Origin of the sequence: Acinetobacter sp. YH12233 (genome assembly GCF_013417725.1) — a bacterium.
Lineage (GTDB): Bacteria > Pseudomonadota > Gammaproteobacteria > Pseudomonadales > Moraxellaceae > Acinetobacter.
This window is the reverse complement of sequence record NZ_VPDK01000024.1, coordinates 1-21,109: the sequence shown is the minus strand read 5'-3', so window position 1 is coordinate 21,109 and position 21,109 is coordinate 1. Positions and strand designations below refer to the sequence as shown.

20 protein-coding genes are annotated in these 21,109 nt (G+C 45.6%); 8 read left to right on the top strand and 12 right to left on the bottom strand.

All coding sequences use genetic code 11. The annotated features are described in order from the left end of the window. Positions 1-6: 6 nt before the first annotated feature. Complete coding sequence (locus tag FTV12_RS11190) at positions 7-1,059, bottom strand: serine hydrolase (RefSeq protein ID WP_180034057.1); 1,053 nt, start codon at positions 1,057-1,059, stop codon at positions 7-9. Between the two features lie 216 nt (positions 1,060-1,275). Between FTV12_RS11190 and FTV12_RS11185 the strand changes: the two genes are divergently transcribed. Genes FTV12_RS11185 through FTV12_RS11175 form a run of 3 tightly spaced genes read left to right on the top strand, consistent with a single transcriptional unit; the run spans position 1,276 to position 4,943 of the window. Beyond that, complete coding sequence (locus FTV12_RS11185; RefSeq protein WP_005233474.1) at positions 1,276-1,911, top strand: response regulator; 636 nt, start codon at positions 1,276-1,278, stop codon at positions 1,909-1,911. Between the two features lie 27 nt (positions 1,912-1,938). Beyond that, positions 1,939-3,504, top strand: a complete 1,566-nt coding sequence (locus FTV12_RS11180) for a PAS domain-containing sensor histidine kinase (RefSeq protein ID WP_180011332.1) — start codon at positions 1,939-1,941, stop codon at positions 3,502-3,504. A gap of 17 nt (positions 3,505-3,521) precedes the next feature. Next, positions 3,522-4,943 (top strand): sigma-54 dependent transcriptional regulator, encoded by a 1,422-nt coding sequence (locus tag FTV12_RS11175; protein ID WP_180025475.1) that lies wholly within the window; start codon positions 3,522-3,524, stop codon positions 4,941-4,943. Here the strand turns inward: FTV12_RS11175 and FTV12_RS11170 are convergent, their stop codons facing one another. The 4 genes from FTV12_RS11170 to lptF form a co-directional block, all read right to left on the bottom strand. Beyond that, positions 4,944-6,116, bottom strand: a complete 1,173-nt coding sequence (locus FTV12_RS11170) for a S41 family peptidase (protein WP_179992208.1) — start codon at positions 6,114-6,116, stop codon at positions 4,944-4,946. A 23-nt stretch (positions 6,117-6,139) separates the two neighbouring features. Next, positions 6,140-7,687 carry a 2,3-bisphosphoglycerate-independent phosphoglycerate mutase gene (gene gpmI / locus FTV12_RS11165; protein ID WP_180034056.1) on the bottom strand — a complete coding sequence of 516 codons (1,548 nt, stop codon included), beginning with the start codon at positions 7,685-7,687 and terminating at the stop codon, positions 6,140-6,142. Positions 7,688-7,811: 124 nt separating this feature from the next. Then, complete coding sequence (gene lptG, locus FTV12_RS11160; RefSeq protein ID WP_180034055.1) at positions 7,812-8,882, bottom strand: LPS export ABC transporter permease LptG; 1,071 nt, start codon at positions 8,880-8,882, stop codon at positions 7,812-7,814. A 2-nt stretch (positions 8,883-8,884) separates the two neighbouring features. Then, complete coding sequence (gene lptF / locus FTV12_RS11155) at positions 8,885-9,985, bottom strand: LPS export ABC transporter permease LptF (RefSeq protein ID WP_034703425.1); 1,101 nt, start codon at positions 9,983-9,985, stop codon at positions 8,885-8,887. Between the two features lie 156 nt (positions 9,986-10,141). Between lptF and FTV12_RS11150 the strand changes: the two genes are divergently transcribed. Genes FTV12_RS11150 through FTV12_RS11140 form a run of 3 tightly spaced genes read left to right on the top strand, consistent with a single transcriptional unit; the run spans position 10,142 to position 12,631 of the window. Continuing rightward, a complete protein-coding gene (locus FTV12_RS11150) occupies positions 10,142-11,590 on the top strand; it encodes a leucyl aminopeptidase (protein WP_180034054.1) in 1,449 nt (482 codons plus the stop codon). Then, positions 11,583-11,990: a DNA polymerase III subunit chi gene (locus FTV12_RS11145; protein ID WP_180034053.1), complete on the top strand. Its 408-nt coding sequence runs from the start codon at positions 11,583-11,585 to the stop codon at positions 11,988-11,990. The genes FTV12_RS11150 and FTV12_RS11145 overlap by 8 nt, the downstream gene beginning before the upstream one ends. 26 nt (positions 11,991-12,016) lie before the next feature. Further along, positions 12,017-12,631, top strand: coding sequence for a hypothetical protein (locus FTV12_RS11140; protein ID WP_159123955.1), 615 nt, complete (start codon positions 12,017-12,019; stop codon positions 12,629-12,631). A 103-nt stretch (positions 12,632-12,734) separates the two neighbouring features. On the opposite strand, the gene FTV12_RS11135 is transcribed toward FTV12_RS11140, so the two are convergent. The 7 genes from FTV12_RS11135 to glnK form a co-directional block, all read right to left on the bottom strand. After that, on the bottom strand, positions 12,735-13,280 hold the full coding sequence (locus FTV12_RS11135; protein WP_004787301.1) for a VTT domain-containing protein: 546 nt from the start codon (positions 13,278-13,280) through the stop codon (positions 12,735-12,737). 109 nt (positions 13,281-13,389) lie between these two features. After that, on the bottom strand, positions 13,390-14,049 hold the full coding sequence (locus tag FTV12_RS11130) for a riboflavin synthase (protein ID WP_166136489.1): 660 nt from the start codon (positions 14,047-14,049) through the stop codon (positions 13,390-13,392). A gap of 23 nt (positions 14,050-14,072) precedes the next feature. After that, on the bottom strand, positions 14,073-15,365 hold the full coding sequence (locus tag FTV12_RS11125) for a DNA adenine methylase (RefSeq protein WP_180034052.1): 1,293 nt from the start codon (positions 15,363-15,365) through the stop codon (positions 14,073-14,075). Then, on the bottom strand, positions 15,362-16,450 hold the full coding sequence (gene ribD / locus FTV12_RS11120; protein WP_180034051.1) for a bifunctional diaminohydroxyphosphoribosylaminopyrimidine deaminase/5-amino-6-(5-phosphoribosylamino)uracil reductase RibD: 1,089 nt from the start codon (positions 16,448-16,450) through the stop codon (positions 15,362-15,364). Before ribD ends, FTV12_RS11125 begins: the two co-directional genes overlap by 4 nt. Before the next feature lie 2 nt (positions 16,451-16,452). Continuing rightward, a complete protein-coding gene (gene nrdR, locus FTV12_RS11115; protein WP_004787309.1) occupies positions 16,453-16,920 on the bottom strand; it encodes a transcriptional regulator NrdR in 468 nt (155 codons plus the stop codon). A 139-nt stretch (positions 16,921-17,059) separates the two neighbouring features. Next, positions 17,060-18,475: an ammonium transporter gene (locus tag FTV12_RS11110; protein WP_166136495.1), complete on the bottom strand. Its 1,416-nt coding sequence runs from the start codon at positions 18,473-18,475 to the stop codon at positions 17,060-17,062. A gap of 60 nt (positions 18,476-18,535) precedes the next feature. Then, positions 18,536-18,874 (bottom strand): P-II family nitrogen regulator, encoded by a 339-nt coding sequence (gene glnK / locus FTV12_RS11105; protein WP_004650081.1) that lies wholly within the window; start codon positions 18,872-18,874, stop codon positions 18,536-18,538. Positions 18,875-19,152: 278 nt separating this feature from the next. Between glnK and FTV12_RS11100 the strand changes: the two genes are divergently transcribed. Both FTV12_RS11100 and FTV12_RS11095 read left to right on the top strand, forming a co-directional pair. Next, on the top strand, positions 19,153-19,380 hold the full coding sequence (locus FTV12_RS11100) for an accessory factor UbiK family protein (protein WP_180025476.1): 228 nt from the start codon (positions 19,153-19,155) through the stop codon (positions 19,378-19,380). Positions 19,381-19,445: 65 nt separating this feature from the next. Beyond that, entirely contained in the window at positions 19,446-20,936 is a 1,491-nt protein-coding gene (locus FTV12_RS11095) for a YifB family Mg chelatase-like AAA ATPase (protein ID WP_180034050.1), read from the top strand. Positions 20,937-21,109 lie beyond the last annotated feature (173 nt).

Below are 21,109 nucleotides of genomic sequence, written 5' to 3'. Positions count from 1 at the left end.
AAAAGATTAAACACGTTGTTTAGGCAGGCTAGATACCCAAGTCATCAGACGAGTCGCATCATTGGTACGTGCAGCAGTTGAATCCGCACCTAATACCACGACCACCACAGGACGGTTATTCAAGGTGGTGTGCATGACGACACAACGTCCTGCTTCATTAATATAACCGGTTTTAGACAGATTGATATTCCAACCACCATTACGCACCAGTGAATTGGTGTTGTTGGATTTCAATACACGGTAACCCAGGTTGAAATCATAGCTGGCAGTGGTAGAGAATTGACGGATCAGGCCATACTGTGAAGCGGTATTGACCAGAATCCCCAAATCACGTGCAGAAGACACATTGCCAGGATGCAGGCCAGTAGATTCCATATAGTGGGTTGAATTCATGCCCAGCTCTTTAGCTTTGGCATTCATCTTCGCAATGAAGGCTGCACGACCGCCTGGATAAGTACGCGCCAATGCAGCTGCAGCCGGGTTCTCAGACTTCATCAAAGCAAATAATAAGGCTTCAGCACGATTCATGCTGTCCCCGGCTCTTAAGGTAGAACTTGAGCTCTTACAGCCTGCACAGGAAAAATCAGCCTGTTGCAGGGTAATTTTTTCAGACATATTCAAACGCGCATCTGAAATCACTACTGCAGTCATCAATTTGGTAATCGACGCAATCGGGTAAGCATTATTGGTATTTTTACTGAATAACACTTCACCTGTCTGTGAATCCATCACCAGAGCTGCACGCGCACTTACAGCAGGTTGATTAATAAAATGACTATTATCAATAATCTGCACAGGTTTTGTCGGTACTGGTACTGGTGCGCCGCCCTGACGAATCGTCGTCGTAACAGTTGCTGAACCTGGTGGTGAAGGTTCTGCAGCAGATACGCTCAAATTATCATTCATGAGCTGATTGACTTCATCAGAAGACCAGCTGATGCTGGATCCGCCCTCTGTTGTGCCAGAATTCATAATGATTTCAGCAAAACTTGTCGTGCTCATGCTGATTAACACGGACAGGCCGAGTAGATGCCTTAAAGACTTGTTTATTTTCTTCACTATTCCTTCACTCAACTAACAGAGGTAAGATTGATTTGCGTATTACCTCTAATATGCCTTACATTTAAACACAATGCCGAACATTTTTTGTTCTTGACACTATGTGATAAGTTTCAGATTTAATCTGCGAATAGGATTGCTAATTTTGTAGTTTCATTGCAAGCTTATTTTGCTTTATGTAACAAAAAAATGATTTTTTAATGAGGGAGAGTCTAGGTGATCACAGTTTTAGTTGTCGACGACCATGAATTAGTTCGTACTGGAATTTGCAGAATGCTGGAAGACCATGCGGATGTTCAGGTGATTGGACAGGCTGAATCTGGTGAAGAAGCAATTACCCTCGTCCGTCAGCATCATCCCAATGTGGTTCTGTTAGATGTCAACATGCCAGGTATCGGTGGTGTAGAAACCACACGCCGTTTGCTACAGACTGCTCCTGAAACCAAAGTTCTTGCGGTCAGTGGCCTGGCTGAAGAACCTTATCCTTCACTATTATTGAAAGCAGGTGCCAAAGGTTATATCACCAAAGGTGCACCTGTATCAGAGATGGTCCGTGCCATCAATAAAGTCATGCAGGGCGGTAAATATTTCAGTGCCGACATTGCTGAACAGCTGGCGAGTTCTTACCTGTCCGATACCCAGCAATCTCCTTTTGACGCACTGTCTGAACGTGAAATGCAGGTAGCCATGATGGTAGTGAACTGTATCAGCGCGCAGGAAATTGCCGACAAGCTGTTTGTAAGTGTTAAAACAGTTAATACTTACCGTTACCGGATCTTCGAAAAACTGAATATCGATAGTGATGTTAAACTAACCCATCTTGCAATGCGCTATGGCCTGATTAAACCTTAATTTAACCCTCTGCTTAATGCGGTTCCTATGGCGCAAACATCCAGTTATTCTGAACTGAATCAATATCATCTGGGCCTATGGTATAGCGCCTACCGCCTGATTATCAGCACGGGTCTGTTGCTGATTTTTCTGCTGACTTATCCTGATATGACTACAGATTATCAGTATCCTAAACTCTATCACTATGCCTTAATGATTAGCGTCGCCGTCAATACTGTGCAGCTGTTTACGCTGAGATGGGTAAAGCGCCTGATTCAGCCGCAGTTCATTCTGATTTTTGCCAGCGATGTCTTTTTTCTCAGTTTATTGACCTTGGCCAGTCAGGGTCCAAACGTGCATCTCGGACTGATTTTTGTTATTACCATTTTTTCAGCCTCATTATTGCTCGATGCCAAGAAGGCCCTGATCATCACCCTGATTGCGGTGATTAGTATCATCTACCAGCATTTTATCGGCAGTATTTTTGCCTTTTCCTCGCTTACCAATATCGGGAATAGTGCCCTGCTGGCCTTTTTGTTTTTTGTCGTCTATGGCTCAGGACAAATTGCGGTACGGCGCTTTCAGATTCTGGAAAACCTGAATTTTTCTCAATCGCTGGAACTATATCGCTTACAGAATATTAACCGCTATATTCTGGAACAGATTGAAACCGGCTATCTGGTTTTAGATGAGAATTACCATGTGGTGCTCAGTAATCCGGCTGCCTGTCATCTGCTCGGCATTGAGCCAATGTATGCCCATGAAAGATTTTCGTTATACCAATCTCAAAATGACCTGTTTGAACTGATCCGTTTTGAAAATCTGGAAAATGGCGAGCGGTTTCAATTTGAATCCCAGCAGAGTCGTTATAATATTCACGTGCAGGTACAAAAGCTGATTGTGCCGCACCAGACTCTGACTCTCCTCGTGCTGCAAGATGCCCGTAAACTTAATCAGCAGGTGCAACAGTTAAAGCTTGCTGCTCTAGGCCAGCTTTCCGCCAGTATTGCCCATGAAATTCGCAATCCTCTGGCTGCCATTGTACAGGCCAATGATCTTTATCTCGATTCTGAACCTGAACAGCAACAAGTTCTGCATCAGATGATTAGCCGACAGGCCACCCGGATTGACCGGATTATTCAGGACACCCTGAATATGGTGAAGAATAAAGAAACCCATCCAGTCGTAATTCAGCTGAATGAATTTATACCACTGTTTATTCAGGAAGATTTAGCAGATGTGGCGGACCAGATTCAATTTAATATTGATGTACCACTGGCAATTCAGTTCGATGAAGCCCAGTTACGTCAGATTCTAATTAACCTGATTCGTAATGCCATCCGGCATAATTCACCGGATTCGTCCCATATTCAATTGAATATTCACCCATATGAACATAAGGTATGGATAGATGTCCGGGATTTTGGCTCTGGTGTTGCCACCCATGATCAGGAATTATTATTTAAACCTTTTTTCAGCACGTCTATCCATGGAACGGGACTCGGACTATATTTATCACACAGTTTTTGTGAAGCCAATCAGGCACAACTCAACTACATTTCACAAGAACAGGGCGCATGCTTTCGGATTAGCTGTCAACGTGTGACAGCATAAAAGGAATAAGGGGAAATATTGTGGAACAACAACCACTGGTTTTATTGGTGGATGATGAGGAAGATCTGTGTACCCTCATGCAAATGTCATTGATGCGCATGGGAATCCGTACGCATATTGCTCATCGTCTGGAAGATGCAAAAAAATGTCTTAGGGATCATCAATATGATGCCTGTCTGACAGATCTAAATCTTCCTGATGGCAATGGTCTGCAATTACTGGACTGGATTAACCAGCATTCCCCTCACCTTCCGGTAGCTGTTCTAACGGCTTATGGCAATATGGATATTGCTATTGCTGCACTCAAGGCAGGTGCATTTGACTTTGTTAGCAAACCGATCAATCAAAAGCATCTGGAACAACTGCTGCAAAAAGCACTGAATAAACCAGTAGACTATTATCAGAATAATTCCAATGATTCATTAGAACATAAATTGCTGATTGGACAATCTCTGCCTATTCAGCAATTGCGGGTCACCTTGAAAAAAATTGCCCGTTCTCAAGCTCCGGTATTTATTACTGGTGAATCAGGGACCGGGAAAGAAGTGGTGGCCAATCTGGTCCATCGTCTTAGTAACCGCAATGAAGGACCTTTTATCGCGATTAACTGCGGTGCAATCCCGACTGAATTAATGGAAAGTGAACTGTTTGGCCACAAGAAAGGCAGCTTTACTGGCGCGACTCAGGACAAACAAGGACTAATTCAGTCTGCCCATGGAGGTAGTTTGTTCTTAGATGAAATCGCCGAATTACCGCTATCTATGCAGGTTAAACTGTTACGTGCCGTCCAGGAAAAACGCATTCGTCCCGTCGGTTCCGATACTGAAATTGATGTCGATTTCCGTGTCATTAGTGCCAGCCACCAGGATCTCGATGCGCTGGTACAACAAGGCAAATTCCGTCAGGATTTGTTTTTCCGTATTCATGTGATGGATCTGGTCTTACCACCACTGCGTGAGCGTGGTCAGGATATTCTGCTCCTCGCTGAGCATTTTATTCAAAAGATCTGTCAGGAATGGGAGATTCCTGCGAAAAAGCTAACGGAACGGAGTAAAGAATTTTTACTGGAGCAATATTATCCGGGCAATGTGCGTGAACTGCGCAATATCATTGAACGTGCCATTACTTTGAGTGATGAAGACAAGATTGATCTTCAGCATCTGCAAACTGCTCCACTGCGTCATACGGTATCCGTCCAATCAGAAACGGCAAATCTGGCAGAGCCGACCTCATCTACGGATCAGATCATTATTCCCAAGAAACTCCCCGAAGAAGGTCTGGAACTGTATTTAGAAAAGATCGAAAAAGAAATTCTGCTGAATGCTTTGAATCTGACGCATTGGAATCGTACATTGGCCGCCAAAAAACTTGGTATGTCGTTTCGCTCTTTACGTTATCGTCTGAAAAAATTCGGACTGGATACCGAAGAAGAGGAATAATTATTTCTGCAGGAGCAGCAAGTCTGTGACGTGATCCAGATAGCTCTCCTCACGCGCATCCTGACCGAGAGGATAGGTGAAATGTGGCTGAATCCCCTGTCCTTCAATCATATTGCCGCTCGGGCTAAAGTATTGCGATACAGTCATCTGCAAAGCAGAGCCATTGCTCAAAGGAAACAGTTTCTGCACCACCCCTTTGCCATAGCTCTTTTCCCCTACCACCCAGGCACGATTATGTTCTTTCAGAGCAGCAGTAAATACTTCTGCAGCGGAAGCCGAACGGTTATTGATTAGAATCCCGACTTTCAGATTTTGAAATTCAATTCCTGGAAGTGCCTGAAATTGCTGATTACCTTCAGAACGGCTCTTGGTCGAAACAATAATGCCCTGATTCAGGAACAAATCTGCTGATTCAACAGCCGCAGACAATAAACCACCCGGATTATTACGTAAGTCAAACAGCACTGCTTTCAGGCGATTGGTTGAATAACTTTCAATAATTCGCTTGATTTCATTAGCAGTATCCTGCTGGAAGACTTTTACTTGCAGTACTAGAACCTGATTGCTGTGTAAGGTCGATTTAATCTCGGTATCCACTTTGGTATTGCGGACCAGTGTAATCGGTACACTTTGCGCAGAAAGCTGAAGCGTTAAAGTAGAGCCAATGGCACCGGTTAATAAATCTCGCACTTGCTCACGTTTCAGCGCACTCAAGACCTGATCATCAATCTTGTAAACTGTGACACCATTGCGAAGGCCTTGTTTGGCAGAATCAGCATCCAGACTTAAGCCTTGTACCATCCATTGTTTTAGCTGTGGATTAAAATGCAGATCAAAATCAATACTGGCCAGATCACCTTCAGTATATTCACGCAGCTGTTTATAGTCTTCAGGAGATAAATAGCGGGAATAGCGGTCCAGGCCACTCACCAGACCTTGAATGGCTTGCTGGAAAAGCACATCGTCATTTTTGTCTTGAATATAATTATCTTTGACGATGCCATAAATCTGAACAAATTCCTGGATGGATGTAACAGGAATTTCATTATAGACCTGTTCATCCATTTCCAGTTCATCGAGTGCCATCTCGGTCGAAACAGCACTCCAGGCGGAATGACTCAAACACATCAGTAAGCAGGATAAGACTACAGACTTGCCATGTGTTTTTATCATTCTTAGACCTGTTTTATAAAAGATTAAGCATGCAGCTCAATAAGATTGCGACCCTGCATTTCAGCTGGTACCGGAATTTGCATCAAGTTCAGCAGGGTTGGTGCAACATCAGCCAGTACGCCACCTTCTGCGATTGTTGCAGAGCTTGGACCCACATAGATAAATGGAACCAGTTCAGTGGTATGCTGGGTATGCACTTGACCGCTCTGATAATCCTGCATCTGCTCCACATTACCATGGTCTGCAGTAATAATCATATGACCTTTTTTCGCCATCACAGCTTCATAAACTCGGCCTAAGCAAGTATCCACGGCTTCAACGGCTTTCACTGCTGCATCAAATACACCAGTATGGCCGACCATATCACCATTGGCATAGTTCACAACCAGTAGGTCAAACTCGCCTGAATTGATCGCTGCCACCAGTTCATCTGTTACTTCATAGGCACTCATTTCCGGTTTCAGGTCATAAGTCGCAACATTTGGAGATGGGATCAGGATACGTTTTTCACCTGGATATTCATCTTCACGGCCACCGCTAAAGAAGAAGGTTACATGCGCATATTTCTCAGTTTCTGCAATACGTAGCTGAGTTTTACCCAGGTTCGACAGATACTCACCTAAAGAATTTACCAGCGCTTCTGGCATATAGGCTACTGGCGCATCAATGGTTGCCTGATAACGGGTCAGCATCACGAATTTTGACAGGTTTGGCACTACTTTACGTTCAAAACCGGTAAAATCTTTTTCAACAAAGGCACGAGTCAATTCACGGGCACGGTCAGCACGGAAGTTCATGAATACGACGCTGTCGCCATTCTGAATCTTCACAGTATCGCCAATGCGAGTCGCTTTTACGAATTCGTCTGATTCCTCTGCAGCATAAGCCTGTTCCAGACCTTCAACTGCAGTAGCTGCAGTACGCACTGCTTCACCTTCAGTCAGCAGACGATATGCTTGCTCTACACGATCCCAACGGTTGTCACGATCCATGGCAAAATAACGACCGATCATGCTGACAATACGACCCTGGCCCGGATATTGAGCAAATAATGCATCCAGTTTTTCTAAAGAGGGTTGCGCACTTTTTGGTGGTGTATCACGGCCATCGAGAAACGCATGCAGATAAACCTGAGCACCGCGTTTTAAAGCCAGTTCAGCCATCGCCACGATATGATCTTCGTGTGAGTGCACACCGCCTTCAGACAACAGACCCATAATGTGGACTGCGCCATTTGCTGCTTTGGCTTTCTCAACCGCATCTACCAGCACTTCATGTTCGAAGAAAGCCCCAGTACGGATATCTTTGGTAATACGGGTAAAGTCCTGATACAGCACACGGCCAGCACCAAGATTCATATGACCGACTTCAGAGTTCCCCATCTGACCATCAGGCAGGCCGACATCTTCACCTGAACCTGAGATCAAACCATGCGGATGCTTTTCCTGCATAGCAGTTAAATTTGGTCGTTTAGCCGCTAAAAACGCATTGTCTTCGACCGCTTCGCGATGACCCACACCATCCATAATCACCAAAACGTGAGGGATTTTGCCAGCAGTTGCATCCGTCATAATGAAATACTCTTTTCGTCTACGAATTAATCGCTCTAGTTTACCGAATTTTGCAAAAAGAGGCCATGACCAGACGATGGTTTAAGCCTCTTGTTGCGATTGATTTCTTCTATTTTCCTGTAGTTTAGCGAGCCCGATGGAGCAAGTAGCTGCCAATAGCAAACATCAGCAAAATAGGAATAAATACAAACCATGCCGGTGACGGCGCATAGACCAGACTGGCATAACCGAGAAAATCCTGCAGATAGAAGAAGCCTAACCCTGCGAATAACGCAATCACCAAACGGAAGCCCATCGATTGCTGACGCAATGGCCCAAAGATAAATGAACAGGCAATCACTACCAGCGCAATCAGGGCAAATGGCGAACCGACTTTCTGCCAGAAAGCCAGCTGATAGGTTTTAGGTACCTGACTATATTCATGCATATAGCTCATAAAGCTCACCAGCTGGCTTGGCGATAAATCTTCCGGATCAATCGTCACCATATGCACATATTTCGGCTGCAAGGCCAAAGCCAGTGGTTGCTCATCATGCTGTACCAGTGTCGCATTGCCGTTTTGTAAAATATCAAACTGTTCTGTGCTATCTAGTTTCCAAGCCCCATCTTTGACGAATTCACCCTGCTTGGCATCCAGAGTACCCCGCAGTCGGTAATTGTCATCAAAGTCCAGCATCTGTACATTTTTCAACTGGCCCTTGGCGTTGGCATAATCAATATAGATAAAGCGATTACCCTCACGCGTCCAGTAACCTTTCACTTCACCAATTTTGACTGGCTTGTTATAGCTTTTGACTGCTTTGGCCTGTTCATTGGTATATGGAATCACCCACTCGCTCAGGGCAAACGATAATACGACCAATAGCAATGCTGAACGGATCACCCAGCCGACAATCCGCCACAGACTGACTCCGACTGAACGCATTATGATCAGTTCACTATTGGAAGCCAATGTACCTAAACCGAGTACCGCGCCAATCAGTGCCGAAATTGGCAGGATTTCATAAAGATAATTCGGTGCCCCCCAGAGTACATATTTCAAGGCATCCCAGGCACCATAGCCTTCTTTCAGGGAACCCAATTCACCTAAATACGTAAATAAGACCTGCAGACCTGAAAGAACAGCGGTTGCCCCAAGCATCGCTAGCGCGGTGGTTCCGGTCACATGTTTGGCAACTATACGACGTGCTAACATTGTTAAGACCTCACTCGCTGAATCCGTTTTTTAATTTTTGGCGCCAAATTCTGTTTACGTGAGAACAATGCACCGGCTATGGCATATATGATCAGGACCAATGGATAAGCCCAAATGCCCATTTCCGCCTTGCTGACCCGGGTTTTGATCGCCATCAGGGCGACGATCAGGCTGGCAAAGATCATCAGTGCCGGGAATAATTTGAGATAGCGACCTTGACGTGGACTCACTTCAGACAGGGCTACAGACAAAATCAGGGCAATTACAATGGCAAATGGTACAAAGACACGCCAGCCAAGCTCACTGGCTACCACCGGATCCTGACGGTTTTTCCAAAGCTGTCCGGTCGGCAAGGCCTCGACTTCATCACTGGCCAGTTCTGCTTCTTTATCACTTTCGATCCGTAAACGATAGCTTTCAAATTCAGCCTGGGTATATTGCGGCGTGCCTGGATAAATTTCATAGCGGCGGCCATTGACGAGATCGACCACATTGGCCGCATCATTCGGCATTTCAATTCGGGTCGCTTCCTGCGCCAGAATCATCACATCTGGCTTGCCTTCTTTTTCCGCACGCTGATAGAAGAAGATATCTTTCAGGTTTTTGCGATCTTCGGATAGATCTCCGGCATAAATGGTATAAGGTCCGGAAGAGATAAATTCTTTGGGCCGAACCAGATCAAAGCCGGTTCGTACTGCCTGCTCACTGGTCAAGGCTTCGAACTGTCGAATCCCCCACGGTGAAGCCCACAACATGAGAAAGCCTTGTGCAAGGAGATAGACCAAAGTCATCGGAATCAAAAGACGTGCCAGCTGATGCCGGCTAATTCCGCTACCATTTAAGACCGCCATCTCATGATCAACATAGAGACGACCAAAGACCAGCATTAAGCCAATAAAGAACCCAAGTGGAAGAATCAAGGTCAGGAATTCAGGCAGACGATAACCAATGATGCTGAACAGGATTCCAGCATCCAGACGCCCCTGTGCGGCCACACCAAAATACTTGATCAAACGACCGCCCATCATGATAAGGGTCAGTAAGGCAATCACCACCAAGGAGGTCGATACCACTTGCTTGACCAGATAACGCCGAATAATCAAATTAGTTCTTCCAAAATGAGCTCCATAAAACGAGTGCTAGTTTACCCGAATAGCAAAAATATAAAACCTAGGTGGCTCTGCCCATTGAAAATCTATTCGGATAAATGTTTCAATGCTTGAATGATTTGCAAATCTAAACAGGCGTGAAAACAAGATATGAACCTTACAATTAATACGTCATTCCCAGAGAATGGATCAAGTCAATCTTTGTTGATTTTAGTCGACTCAGAACAGATTCAGAGCGCTGCATCAACATACCAAATCAACAGCCTAGATACATTAATTGAAGCATCTCAATTCAAGGCTGGTCTGGCAGAAAGTTTAAGCCTGATTGGACAGGTCAGCCAGTCTCAGCATGCGGCCCTGATCGGCCTCGGCAAGACTGCCGAATTACAAGCGGGAAAACTGGCGAAAATTGCCCAAGCCATTATTAAAGGCTCTCAAAAAAAATTCAAACAGATTTCTGTTGATCTGACACAACTTCCACAAGAATTGCACTATCTGTTTGCATTGGCTTTAACTCAAGCCAGCTACGGCTATGACGAATACAAGTCAAAAAAGAACGAATTTATTCTGCAGCAGATTGATTTCATCGCTGCCGAAACTCCGCTAACAGCTGAACAGTTGCAATTGATTCAGGCCGTTCAGACTGGTCAGAATCTGGCGCGTGATCTGGGTAATCGTCCTGGCAATATTTGTTTCCCAGAATATCTGGCAGAACAGGCGCAAGCGCTGGCGGCTCAATATCCGGACCTGCTTAAAGTAACTGTACTTAATGAACAGCAAATGGCTGACCTTGGTATGGGTGCCTTCCTTGCAGTTAGCAAAGGTTCAGACCGTCCAGGCCGTATTATTACAATTGAATATCTGGCTCATCGTGAAGAAGCACCAGTGGTATTACTGGGTAAAGGCATTACTTTTGATACCGGCGGTATTTCATTAAAACCAGGCGCTGGCATGGATGAAATGAAATACGATATGTGCGGTGCAGCTTCAGTTCTGGGCACGCTTCGTGCACTATGCGAATCTCGTTTACCAATTCATGTGGTAGGTGCGATTGCTGCAGCGGAAAATATGCCATCGGGCAAAGCCACCCGTCCAGGTGACATCGTAACCACCATGAGTGGTCAAACTGTTGAAATTTTAAATACTGATGCTGAAGGCCGTCTGGTACTCTGTGATGCGCTAACTTATGTGAAACGCTTCAACCCTGCCCTGGTGATTGATATTGCAACTCTAACCGGTGCTTGTGTAGTGGCCTTAGGTTCAGTCTTGACCGGTATGTTTACGCCAGACAATGAGCTGGCTGCAGAGCTTGAAACCGCCGGCCAAAATGCATTTGACCGTGTATGGCGCATGCCAGTACTGGACGACTATCAGGAACAACTGGATTCACCATTTGCTGATATTGCCAATATTGGTGGCCCTAAAGCCGGTTCTGTAACAGCTGCATGCTTCCTGCAACGTTTTACGCGTGAATATCGCTGGGCTCACTTGGATATTGCAGGTACTGCATGGAATTCAGGTCCAAATAAAGGCGCAACTGGCCGTCCAGTACCTCTATTAATGCAATTCCTGGCTAATCGCGTTCAAAAGCATGCCTAAGGTCAGCTTTTATTTATTTGAAAAAAGCCCTGAACGACAAGTGGACAGCACTTGTCGTTTATGCCGTAAAATTTTGCGTCAGCCAGAGCGTATCTGGCTGCTGTGTGCCGATCCTGCCTTACAGCAGGAACTGGATGAAAAGCTATGGAACTTTGATCCTGCCAGCTTTATTCCGCATGGAATCGATCAGCCAGATGCGACCGTTTGTATATCGGCTCAATTACCAGAGCAGCCTGGCTGGATTATTTTTAATTTTAATCCGGAAGCACTTGAACCTGATGCGAAATTTAGTCACATTATTGAGATTATTGAAAACAATGAACCGGCTAAACAGCTGGGACGTGAGAAATATAGACAATATCGTCGCTTTGGCATTCAGCCAAATACCTTTAAGCTCTAAGTAATCACGTGAACAAGGAGATGCAAGTGGCATTAAATGTAGGTCCAGATTTTAAACAGCGCTGGTTAAACACGCCTGAGGCTGTACGTCAGACCTTTATCGATGACCTCTCGCGCATCTGTGAAGTACTTAAGCCTGAAACTGCTGTAGAAGAATGGCTCGTTCGCGACCAGCAGTTACAGAAAGAGTCTGAGCGTAAAATTGAAGCAGCGTATGCACAGCGCAAGGCCGAACTGATTGAAGAAGCACGTATTCGCAGACAACGGGCACTCGAAAAAGCCTTAGCCGAAAAACGTGCTGAAGAGCAAGCCTATGCCGAACAGCTACGCCGTGATGAAGAGCGAAAATTTGCCGAGCAGACCCGGAAGCTGGCTGAAATGCGTCATATGCTAGATACTGAGGTTCAGGATTATGCCGCACGTTATCAGAAAAATCCGGATCAGGTGCTCGACTTTGCCAAAGGTCGCCTAAATATCGACGATACCCAGATTTTATCTGAGCTGGAAAGCTTACGGTTACGTCTGGAACTCGAAGCAGAAACTGTGATTGAACAAACCGTCAATGCACTGCGTGAGAAATTACGCGCTGCAGCCAAAGAAGAAATTGACTATATTCTGAAAAATTCTGATCTGGCTGAGTAAAGTTGATAGTCAGTTGGCTGAAAAGATTCTTTTTATTTTTCAGCCTAATCCATCCCCTGTCTTGGTTAGTTTATTCCATCAAACTATAAAATCTGCTTTAAAATTAAAACAAGTCAGCCAGTAAAAATGCGGTATTGCCAAGCAGATAGCCCGCCCCTAGCAGAGTGCTAATCCAGAGAATTCCCCCAGTCACATTATAAAAACTGAAAGTTGCAAAGCTCATATGGCCAGAACCTGCCGCAAAAGGACCGAAGGAACGTACAAAGGGAATAAAACGCGCAATTAAGATCGTCTTGCCGCCATGTTTCATAAAATAATGATTGGTTTTGACCATATATTCAGGTTTGAAAAACCGTGAATGCTCATTGAAATATTTTAATCCGAGCACCCTGCCTGAATAATAATTCACGGTATAACCCAGAATCGAAGCAATCAGCAGCAATAAACCCATGGAGTGTAAGGTAATCAGATCGGAGCTGGAACACAGCGCACCGACGGCAATCAACAGACTGTCACCGGGCAAAAAGAAAAAAAATGGCGAACCTGTTTCCGCAAAAATCACCAGGAACAAAATTGCATAGATCCACACCCCATACTGCTCCAGCAATAGAGGTAAAGACTGTTCAAGATGAAGTAAAAAATCGAGCATTCGACCTGTCCACTGGGGCTAAAATCGCGAGTTGAGCTACGTATTATCCCGAAAAATAAAAAAACAGTCTAATTTTTCAATTAGACTGTCTGGTAATTGCTCAGCGGATTTATTTCAAAAAGCCATTTTCGGCTAAGAATTCCATGCTGATTTTAGACTGTTCTGTAGTTTCTGCGGCCTTGTCACCAAGCAATAAACGCTCGATATAACGCGCCAGTACATCCACTTCCAGATTGACTTTAGTGCCTAACTTCCAGGTACTAATATTGGTACGTTCGGCTGTATGTGGAATCAGATTCAGACTAAGGATGTTACCACGCAAGTGGTTAATGGTCAGGCTGATACCATCTACTGTTATAGAGCCCTTCTCTGCCAAATATTTGGCAATTTCTTTTGGTGCAGTCACTTCAAAATAAATGGAACGGGCATCGGAACGTACTACTGTAATTTCACCAACCGCATCGACATGACCAGAGACAATATGTCCGCCAAAGCGTGTAGTTGGCAGCATTGCCTTTTCGACATTTACAGGTTGGCCGACTTTCCAGTTAGCCAGTGTAGTCCGGTCCAGGCTTTCACGTGATACGTCTGCAGCATACCAGTTCTCACCCCAGTCAATTACGGTCAGACAGATGCCATTGGTGGCAATCGAGTCACCCAGATGTACATCGGACATATCCAGATCCGTCTGGATGCGTAAGCGTACATCACCGCCAACGCTTTGCAAGCTCTCGACCTTGCCCAGACTTTCAATAATACCTGTAAACATCTTTATTTCCTTTTTCTCTGCGCTTACCACAAGGCCAATTGGGTACTCACACCGGTCGTATCCACACCGCCCAGCTCGGCATAGTGATGCAACTGGCTCAGTAACTGACGAATTGGTGGACCTGACTTGGCATGCGTGTCGGTAATTACAATAAATTCCAATACGCGTGCACGTTCAGACTGGCGCTGCTTACTGACACGATAACGTGGCACATCCTGAGTGAGCAAGGTTACACGGCCACGTTTCAGGTTGGCCTGCAGCAAATCTGTGGCACTGATATTACCATCGGTTGAATAACTGGTCAGGATAAAACGCGCATTAATGGTCGCCAACAAAGTTTCATAGGCTTCTTTGGCATGCTTGGATGAGTTGTACTGACTTGGACGTTCTTTACGCCATGCACGGTCAATCCCGCTCTTGAAGCCTTTAGTGTCTGGAGTCGGTAAATCCACCTGATCCCACAGCGTTAAAGCATTGAGTACATGATAGTTACTACTATAGGCATGCTGGTTATACGGTGGATCCAGATAAGCCACATCGACTTCAAAACCACTCATCTGATTCGCCAGATGCTGGGCATCGACACACCACATTTCAGCTGCAGGACCTTTATGCTTGTTATCCTCACAGAAACGGCTTGGCGTTAACCAAAGTAGTGATTCAATGCGTTCTAGTGCAGTCTGGGTTTTACCGCCCCAACCATGATGGAAACTTTTAAATACACCTGAGGTATTGCTGACAAAACTGGCTGAATAGAGCAGCGGTGCCAGCAAAGCACTCATTTCCACGTCATCAATCGCACCTTGGGCCTGCCAGGTGGCAATCTGCTGACGGATGGCATCGATACGCATGCCGTTACGGCGTTTGAAGAACAAACGGTCTCGGGTCGGATCATAAATCTCATCATTACGCGGACACAGGTTATGTGTCACCCAGCCTTTAACTTCAGGCAAACGGTTCAGATAATCAATCGCTTTCTGATAGCCACCGAGCTCTTTAAAGGCAGGTGCTTCAGTACAAGCTAAAACTGCATGATTGAGTGCATGACTATAGGGTTCCCAGTCATTGGCAATCACCCGATAGCCATTCTGACGGGCCAGACGTGAAACCACCCCGGAACCTGCAAAAAAATCGGCAAAAATCGGCGCACGGCCATCTTCACGTTTTAGGGTTCCCGTGCTCTCAAGTGCTTCCAGAATTAAGTGTAGTAAACGGCGTTTGTTCCCCAGATAAGGAACCAGCTGATGGAAAAGATATTCATCTGTGGTACGTGCCGCATGGCGACGTTTGTGGTAAACCGTAGACTCTGAATTCATAGTGTCTCTTGAGAGGGAATTAACCTGAAGCGCACGTCATCACCCAAACGGGTCACGTCCTGCAACTTGAATCGAAGTTGTTCTGCCATTCGGCTGAATTCTGCATTGAACATACTACGCGCAGTTTGCCCCAATAAAGTCGGTGCAACATAACTGATGAGTTCATCCACCAGCCCTGCCTGTAAAAATGCAGTAGATAAAGTCGCACCTGCTTCAACCAGCACATCATATATCTGATGCTGCTGAACCAGTTGCTGTAATAATTCTTTTAAAGGCTGAATTTCGAATTGGATCACACCCAGATCAGCCAGCTCCTGACGATAAGGCCCCATCACCATCACCGTTTCTGGAGTCTCCAAAATCTTGGTAGTGAGGGGTAAACGCCCCTGGCGATCCAGAATAATCCGTTTGGGCTGAACTACCGTGCTGATGTCATTCATACCTTTCAGGCTACGGACATTGAGCTGACAGTCATCAGCCAATACAGTTTCAATCCCGGTAATCACTGCGCCAGAAATGGCACGCCAGTGCTGGACATCCTGACGGGCTTCAGGACCGGTAATCCATTTCGATTCACCGGATGCCATAGCCGTACGGCCATCTAAGCTTGATGCAATTTTGAGACGCACATAAGGCATACCGGTTGCCATGGCTTTCAGAAAGCCATCATTCAGCAGATGCGCTTCATCTTCACAAATACCCACTTCAACGTTGATACCAGCATCTTTCAGAATCTGCACACCTTTACCAGCAACCAGTGGATTTGGATCAGGACAGGCAACAATCACTTTAGCCACACCTGCTTCAACCAATCCTTTGGCACATGGCGGTGTACGACCATAATGCGCACAAGGTTCCAGCGTCACATACGCAGTTGCACCGCATGCCTGCTCTCCCGCCTGACGCATGGCAAAGACTTCCGCATGAGGCTGACCGGCTTTAGGATGGAAACCTTCACCCACGACTACGCCATCTTTGACAATGACACAGCCGACATTCGGGTTGGGTTTAGTAGAGTACTGTCCCTGACGTGCCAGCTCAATGGCACGACGCATCCAGATTTGATCTTGAGTGAGTTCAGTCATGCTTATTCTTGAAACTCACCGCGTTGCTGCATCTGTTCAATCTGACGACGAAAGGCTTCGACATCCTGGAAATCCTGATAGACCGAAGCAAAACGGACATAAGCGACATGATCAAGTGCAAATAGAGATTGCATGACAATTTCACCAATGGTACGTGATTTGACATCACGCTCACCCAGACGGCGAATCTGCAACTGGATATCACTGAGCACCGTTTCAATCTGTTCTTGCGTCACAGGACGTTTCTGCAAGGCATGCATCAGGGAACGGCGTAATTTGGCTTCATCAAAGGGTTCATTCTTGCCATCGGATTTGATGACACGCGGCATCACTACTTCATAACTTTCGAAGGTGGTAAAACGTTCATTACAACTGACGCATTCACGACGGCGGCGAATCTGGCAACCTTCAGCGGCCAGGCGTGAATCAATCACTTTACTGTCTGGTGTATTGCAAAATGGGCAATGCATAGCGGTTTAATTGAACAAATCCTGATGATTTCCGAGTGTAGCAAAAATTCCAAACTTTGTAGAGTTTTACGCAACATATAGAAAAAAAACAGCCCAGATGGGCTGTTTTACACAATATATTGATTATTGTTTTAGCAGATTATTCTACGCGTTCGCCATGTTGACTTAAGTCCAGACCCATGCGTTCATCATCAGAAGAAACACGGATACCGATGATCAGATCAATTACTTTAAGAATCACGAAAGTTAATACTGCAGAGTAAGCGATGGTTGCCAGTACACCTTCAACTTGAACCCAAAGTTGGCTCATTACATTTGCTGGAGCAGCATCACCCATGATGAATTCGCTTGCGAAGAATGCTGTCAGAATCGCACCAACGATACCACCCACACCGTGCAAACCAAAGGCATCTAGAGAATCGTCGGCTTTTAGTGCGCGTTTCAGAGCAGTAATACCCCAGAAACATACCACACCACCGATCAGACCCATTGCCAGCGCACCACCGACAGTCACGAAACCAGCTGCTGGAGTAATCACTACCAGACCTGCTACCGCACCAGAAGCCCCACCTAATACAGATGCTTTACCACGTACTACTTTTTCAGTAATTAACCAAGAGATCGCTGCTGCCGCTGCTGCAACTTGAGTTACGATCAGCGCATAACCTGCAGAACCATTTGCACCCAATGCTGAACCACCGTTGAAGCCGAACCAGCCTACCCAAAGTAAGCTTGCACCGACTACAGTTAAAGTCAGGTTATGTGGCGCCATTGATTCACGGCCAAGACCCATACGTTTACCAAGCATGTAGGCTGCAACCAGACCCGCTACACCTGAGTTGATGTGAACGACTGTACCACCAGCAAAGTCAAGCGCACCGTCGTTACCTAACCAGCCGCCGCCCCAGACCCAGTGAGTAATTGGTGCATACACCAGAATCACCCAGAGTGCAATGAATGCCACAAAAGCACCAAACTTCATACGCTCAGCAATCGAACCGCTGATGATGGCAACCGTAATGATGGCAAACGTCATTTGGAAGATCACGAACAGGATTTCAGGAATTGTGCCTGAAAGCGCATCGGTGGTTATTCCAGCCAGCATGAGCTTGTCCAGACTGCCGATAAAGGCATTTCCTTCACCAAAGGCCAATGTATAGCCAATCACGACCCAGGCAATACTGACTACGGCTGCGGCAACAAAGCTGTGTGCCATTGTTGCCAGCACATTTTTCTTACGGACCATACCGCCATAGAACAGGGCTAAACCTGGAATGGTCATCAGTAATACAAGGGCTGTTGAAGTGAGAATCCAGGCTGTATCGCCAGTATCGAGAGTAGCTTCTTCTTCTGCAGGCGCTGCTGGTTCAGCTGGCGCCACTTCAGCAATCTCTGCTGTAGTTGTGTCTGTTGTTGTAAGTGAAGTATCACCAGTCTCTGCAACGAGTGCGACTTCTTCAGTAGGTGTTGGTGCTGTTACGGCCTCTTCAGCCCACGCAACAGAACCACCTAAAAGAGCGCTGGACAAGCCGAACGCCATTAGCATTTTTTTCATTCGTATCCCCCAACCATGTTTTTTGTGAGTTATTAGGTACTCAGCAAACTTCGTGCCAAATTAAACAGCGTCTGCACCTGTTTCACCGGTACGAATACGGATGACTTGTTCTAAGTTAGTTACGAAAATTTTTCCGTCACCGATTTTGCCAGTGCTTGCAACACGAGTAATTGATTCAATTACCGAATCAACCATTTCATCGCTGATTGCGATTTCGATTTTGACTTTCGGTAGGAAATCTACAACGTATTCAGCACCACGATAAAGTTCAGTATGGCCTTTTTGACGACCAAAGCCTTTGACTTCAGTCACAGTGATGCCTTGAACACCAATTTCAGATAATGCTTCACGCACATCATCCAATTTGAAAGGTTTTACAATTGCAGTTACGAGCTTCATGTTTGTTTTCCTTCGGCTTATTTCACCAGTAAGGTTTTATGTTCAAATTTCATGCCAAGATTCCTAAGGTCGGGGGAAATTAGAAAGCCCGGCACGATGTTTCTTGCTCTTTTATTTTATACTTATAACGTATTGGAATCTGCATAAATTGGATATTTTTTATGTGGATTTTTACAATATTACTAATCGAAGCAGCCTATATTTTATCTGAAATACTGTCAGTCACTCTTGCAGCAATGCTACACTGTCCGCGCATTTATATGGCGATGGATCGGATTATGATTGAAACCCTGTTACAAGCAATTTTGCAGCAAGTTGAACAGCCTAAAAAGGACCTGGAGCACAATCTGCGTGCCCTGCTCAATGAAGCCGTCAGTAAAATGGATTTAGTGTCTAAAGAAGAGCTCGAACGTCAACGCACTGCCCTAAATAATGCCAATCAGCGTTTAAATGTTTTACTAAAACAAGTCGAAGAGCTAGAAGAAAAAGTCTCGATTAAAAAATAAGCACAACTACAGTGCACAAAAGACACGAGAACAATAAAAATAATGCACTATATTGGAACAACAATATGTCTTTTGCCAAAATTTATACGCGAGGCCTGTTAGGCCTGCATGCACCTTTAATTGAAGTCGAAGTTCATGTCAGTTCTGGCATGCCTTCCCTCACCATTGTGGGGCTTCCTGAAGCCGCAGTCAGGGAAAGTAAGGATCGGGTTCGATCAGCTATTCTGAATAGCGGCTTTCAGTTTCCGACCAAACGCCTGACCATTAATCTGGCACCTGCCGATCTACCTAAAGATGGCTCACGTTTGGACTTGCCGATTGCGCTAGGAATTTTAGTGGCCTCAGGGCAGCTTCCAGAAAATTGCACAGATGACCTTGAATTTATTGGTGAACTGGCCCTAGATGGTCAATTGCGGCCTGTAACAGGAATCCTGAGTATTGCAATCGCCTGCCAGCAGGCACAGCATCAACTGATCTTGCCTAGTCCGAATGCTCAGGAAGCCTCTCAGCTTCCGGATTTTCAGGTATTTGCTGCCAATCATTTACAGGAAGTCTGTGCACATCTGGCTCAAGCAGAAACCTTGCCCCCGTTTAAGACCAGTCCATTAGATCAGCACTCTTTTTATAAATTTGATCTTGCGGATGTGAAAGGACAATTGCGACCACGACGTGCCTTGGAAATTGCAGCTGCAGGTGGCCATTCCCTGCTGTTCCGCGGCCCACCTGGTACAGGTAAAACCTTATTAGCATCGCGCCTCGCCAGTATTTTACCTCCCTTAAATACTCAGGAAAATCTGGAAGTTGCTAGTATCTATTCAATTGCCAATGCCAATCATCCCTTTGGCCAGCGGCCATTTCGGGCACCGCATCATACTGCGTCTGCCATTGCACTGGTCGGCGGTGGCTCACATCCTAAACCTGGAGAGATCACACTGGCACATTTGGGCGTTTTATTTCTAGACGAACTGCCTGAGTTTGACCGCAAGGTTTTAGAAGTATTACGTCAGCCGCTTGAGTCCAAAGAAATTGTAATCTCACGTGCTTCCCGGCAAATTACTTTTCCAGCCAATTTTCAACTGGTGGCAGCCATGAATCCTTGTCCATGCGGTTATGCATTTAATCAGGACAGCCGCTGTCAATGTTCACCTGAAAGCATCAAGCGTTATCAGAACCGGATTTCTGGCCCATTACTGGATCGGATTGACCTGCATATTGACGTACCACCTTTACAGGCACAGGAATTACAGGACAATAAACCTGTCGAAAACTCTGAAACGGTCAGACAGCGCGTGATCACCGCCTATAATATTCAGATCGAACGGCAAAATGCCTTGAACATGAGTCTTAGTCCAAAGCAACTAGAACAATACGCCCCTCTCGATCCACCAGCTCAGAAAATGATTGAACTGGCTCAGCAGAAACTGAATTTGTCAGCACGAGGCTATCATCGGATTTTGCGTGTTGCCCGAACCATTGCCGATCTTAACCAAAGTCCAGATATTCAGACTGGGCACTTATCGGAAGCCTTGTCTTATCGCGGGCAGCAGCAGATTTAGAATATTAAAAAAGGCGACCTGAGATCGCCTTTTTTAAACCCCAAAGTGTCCCGTCCTGAAATAAGTTTACACCTTAAGAGACTTATTTTATGGAACATGCACAAGAACAACGAGTTAAACGCACACAACGTGATTATAGCTTCGCCTTTAAAATGATGGTTGTACATGAAGTA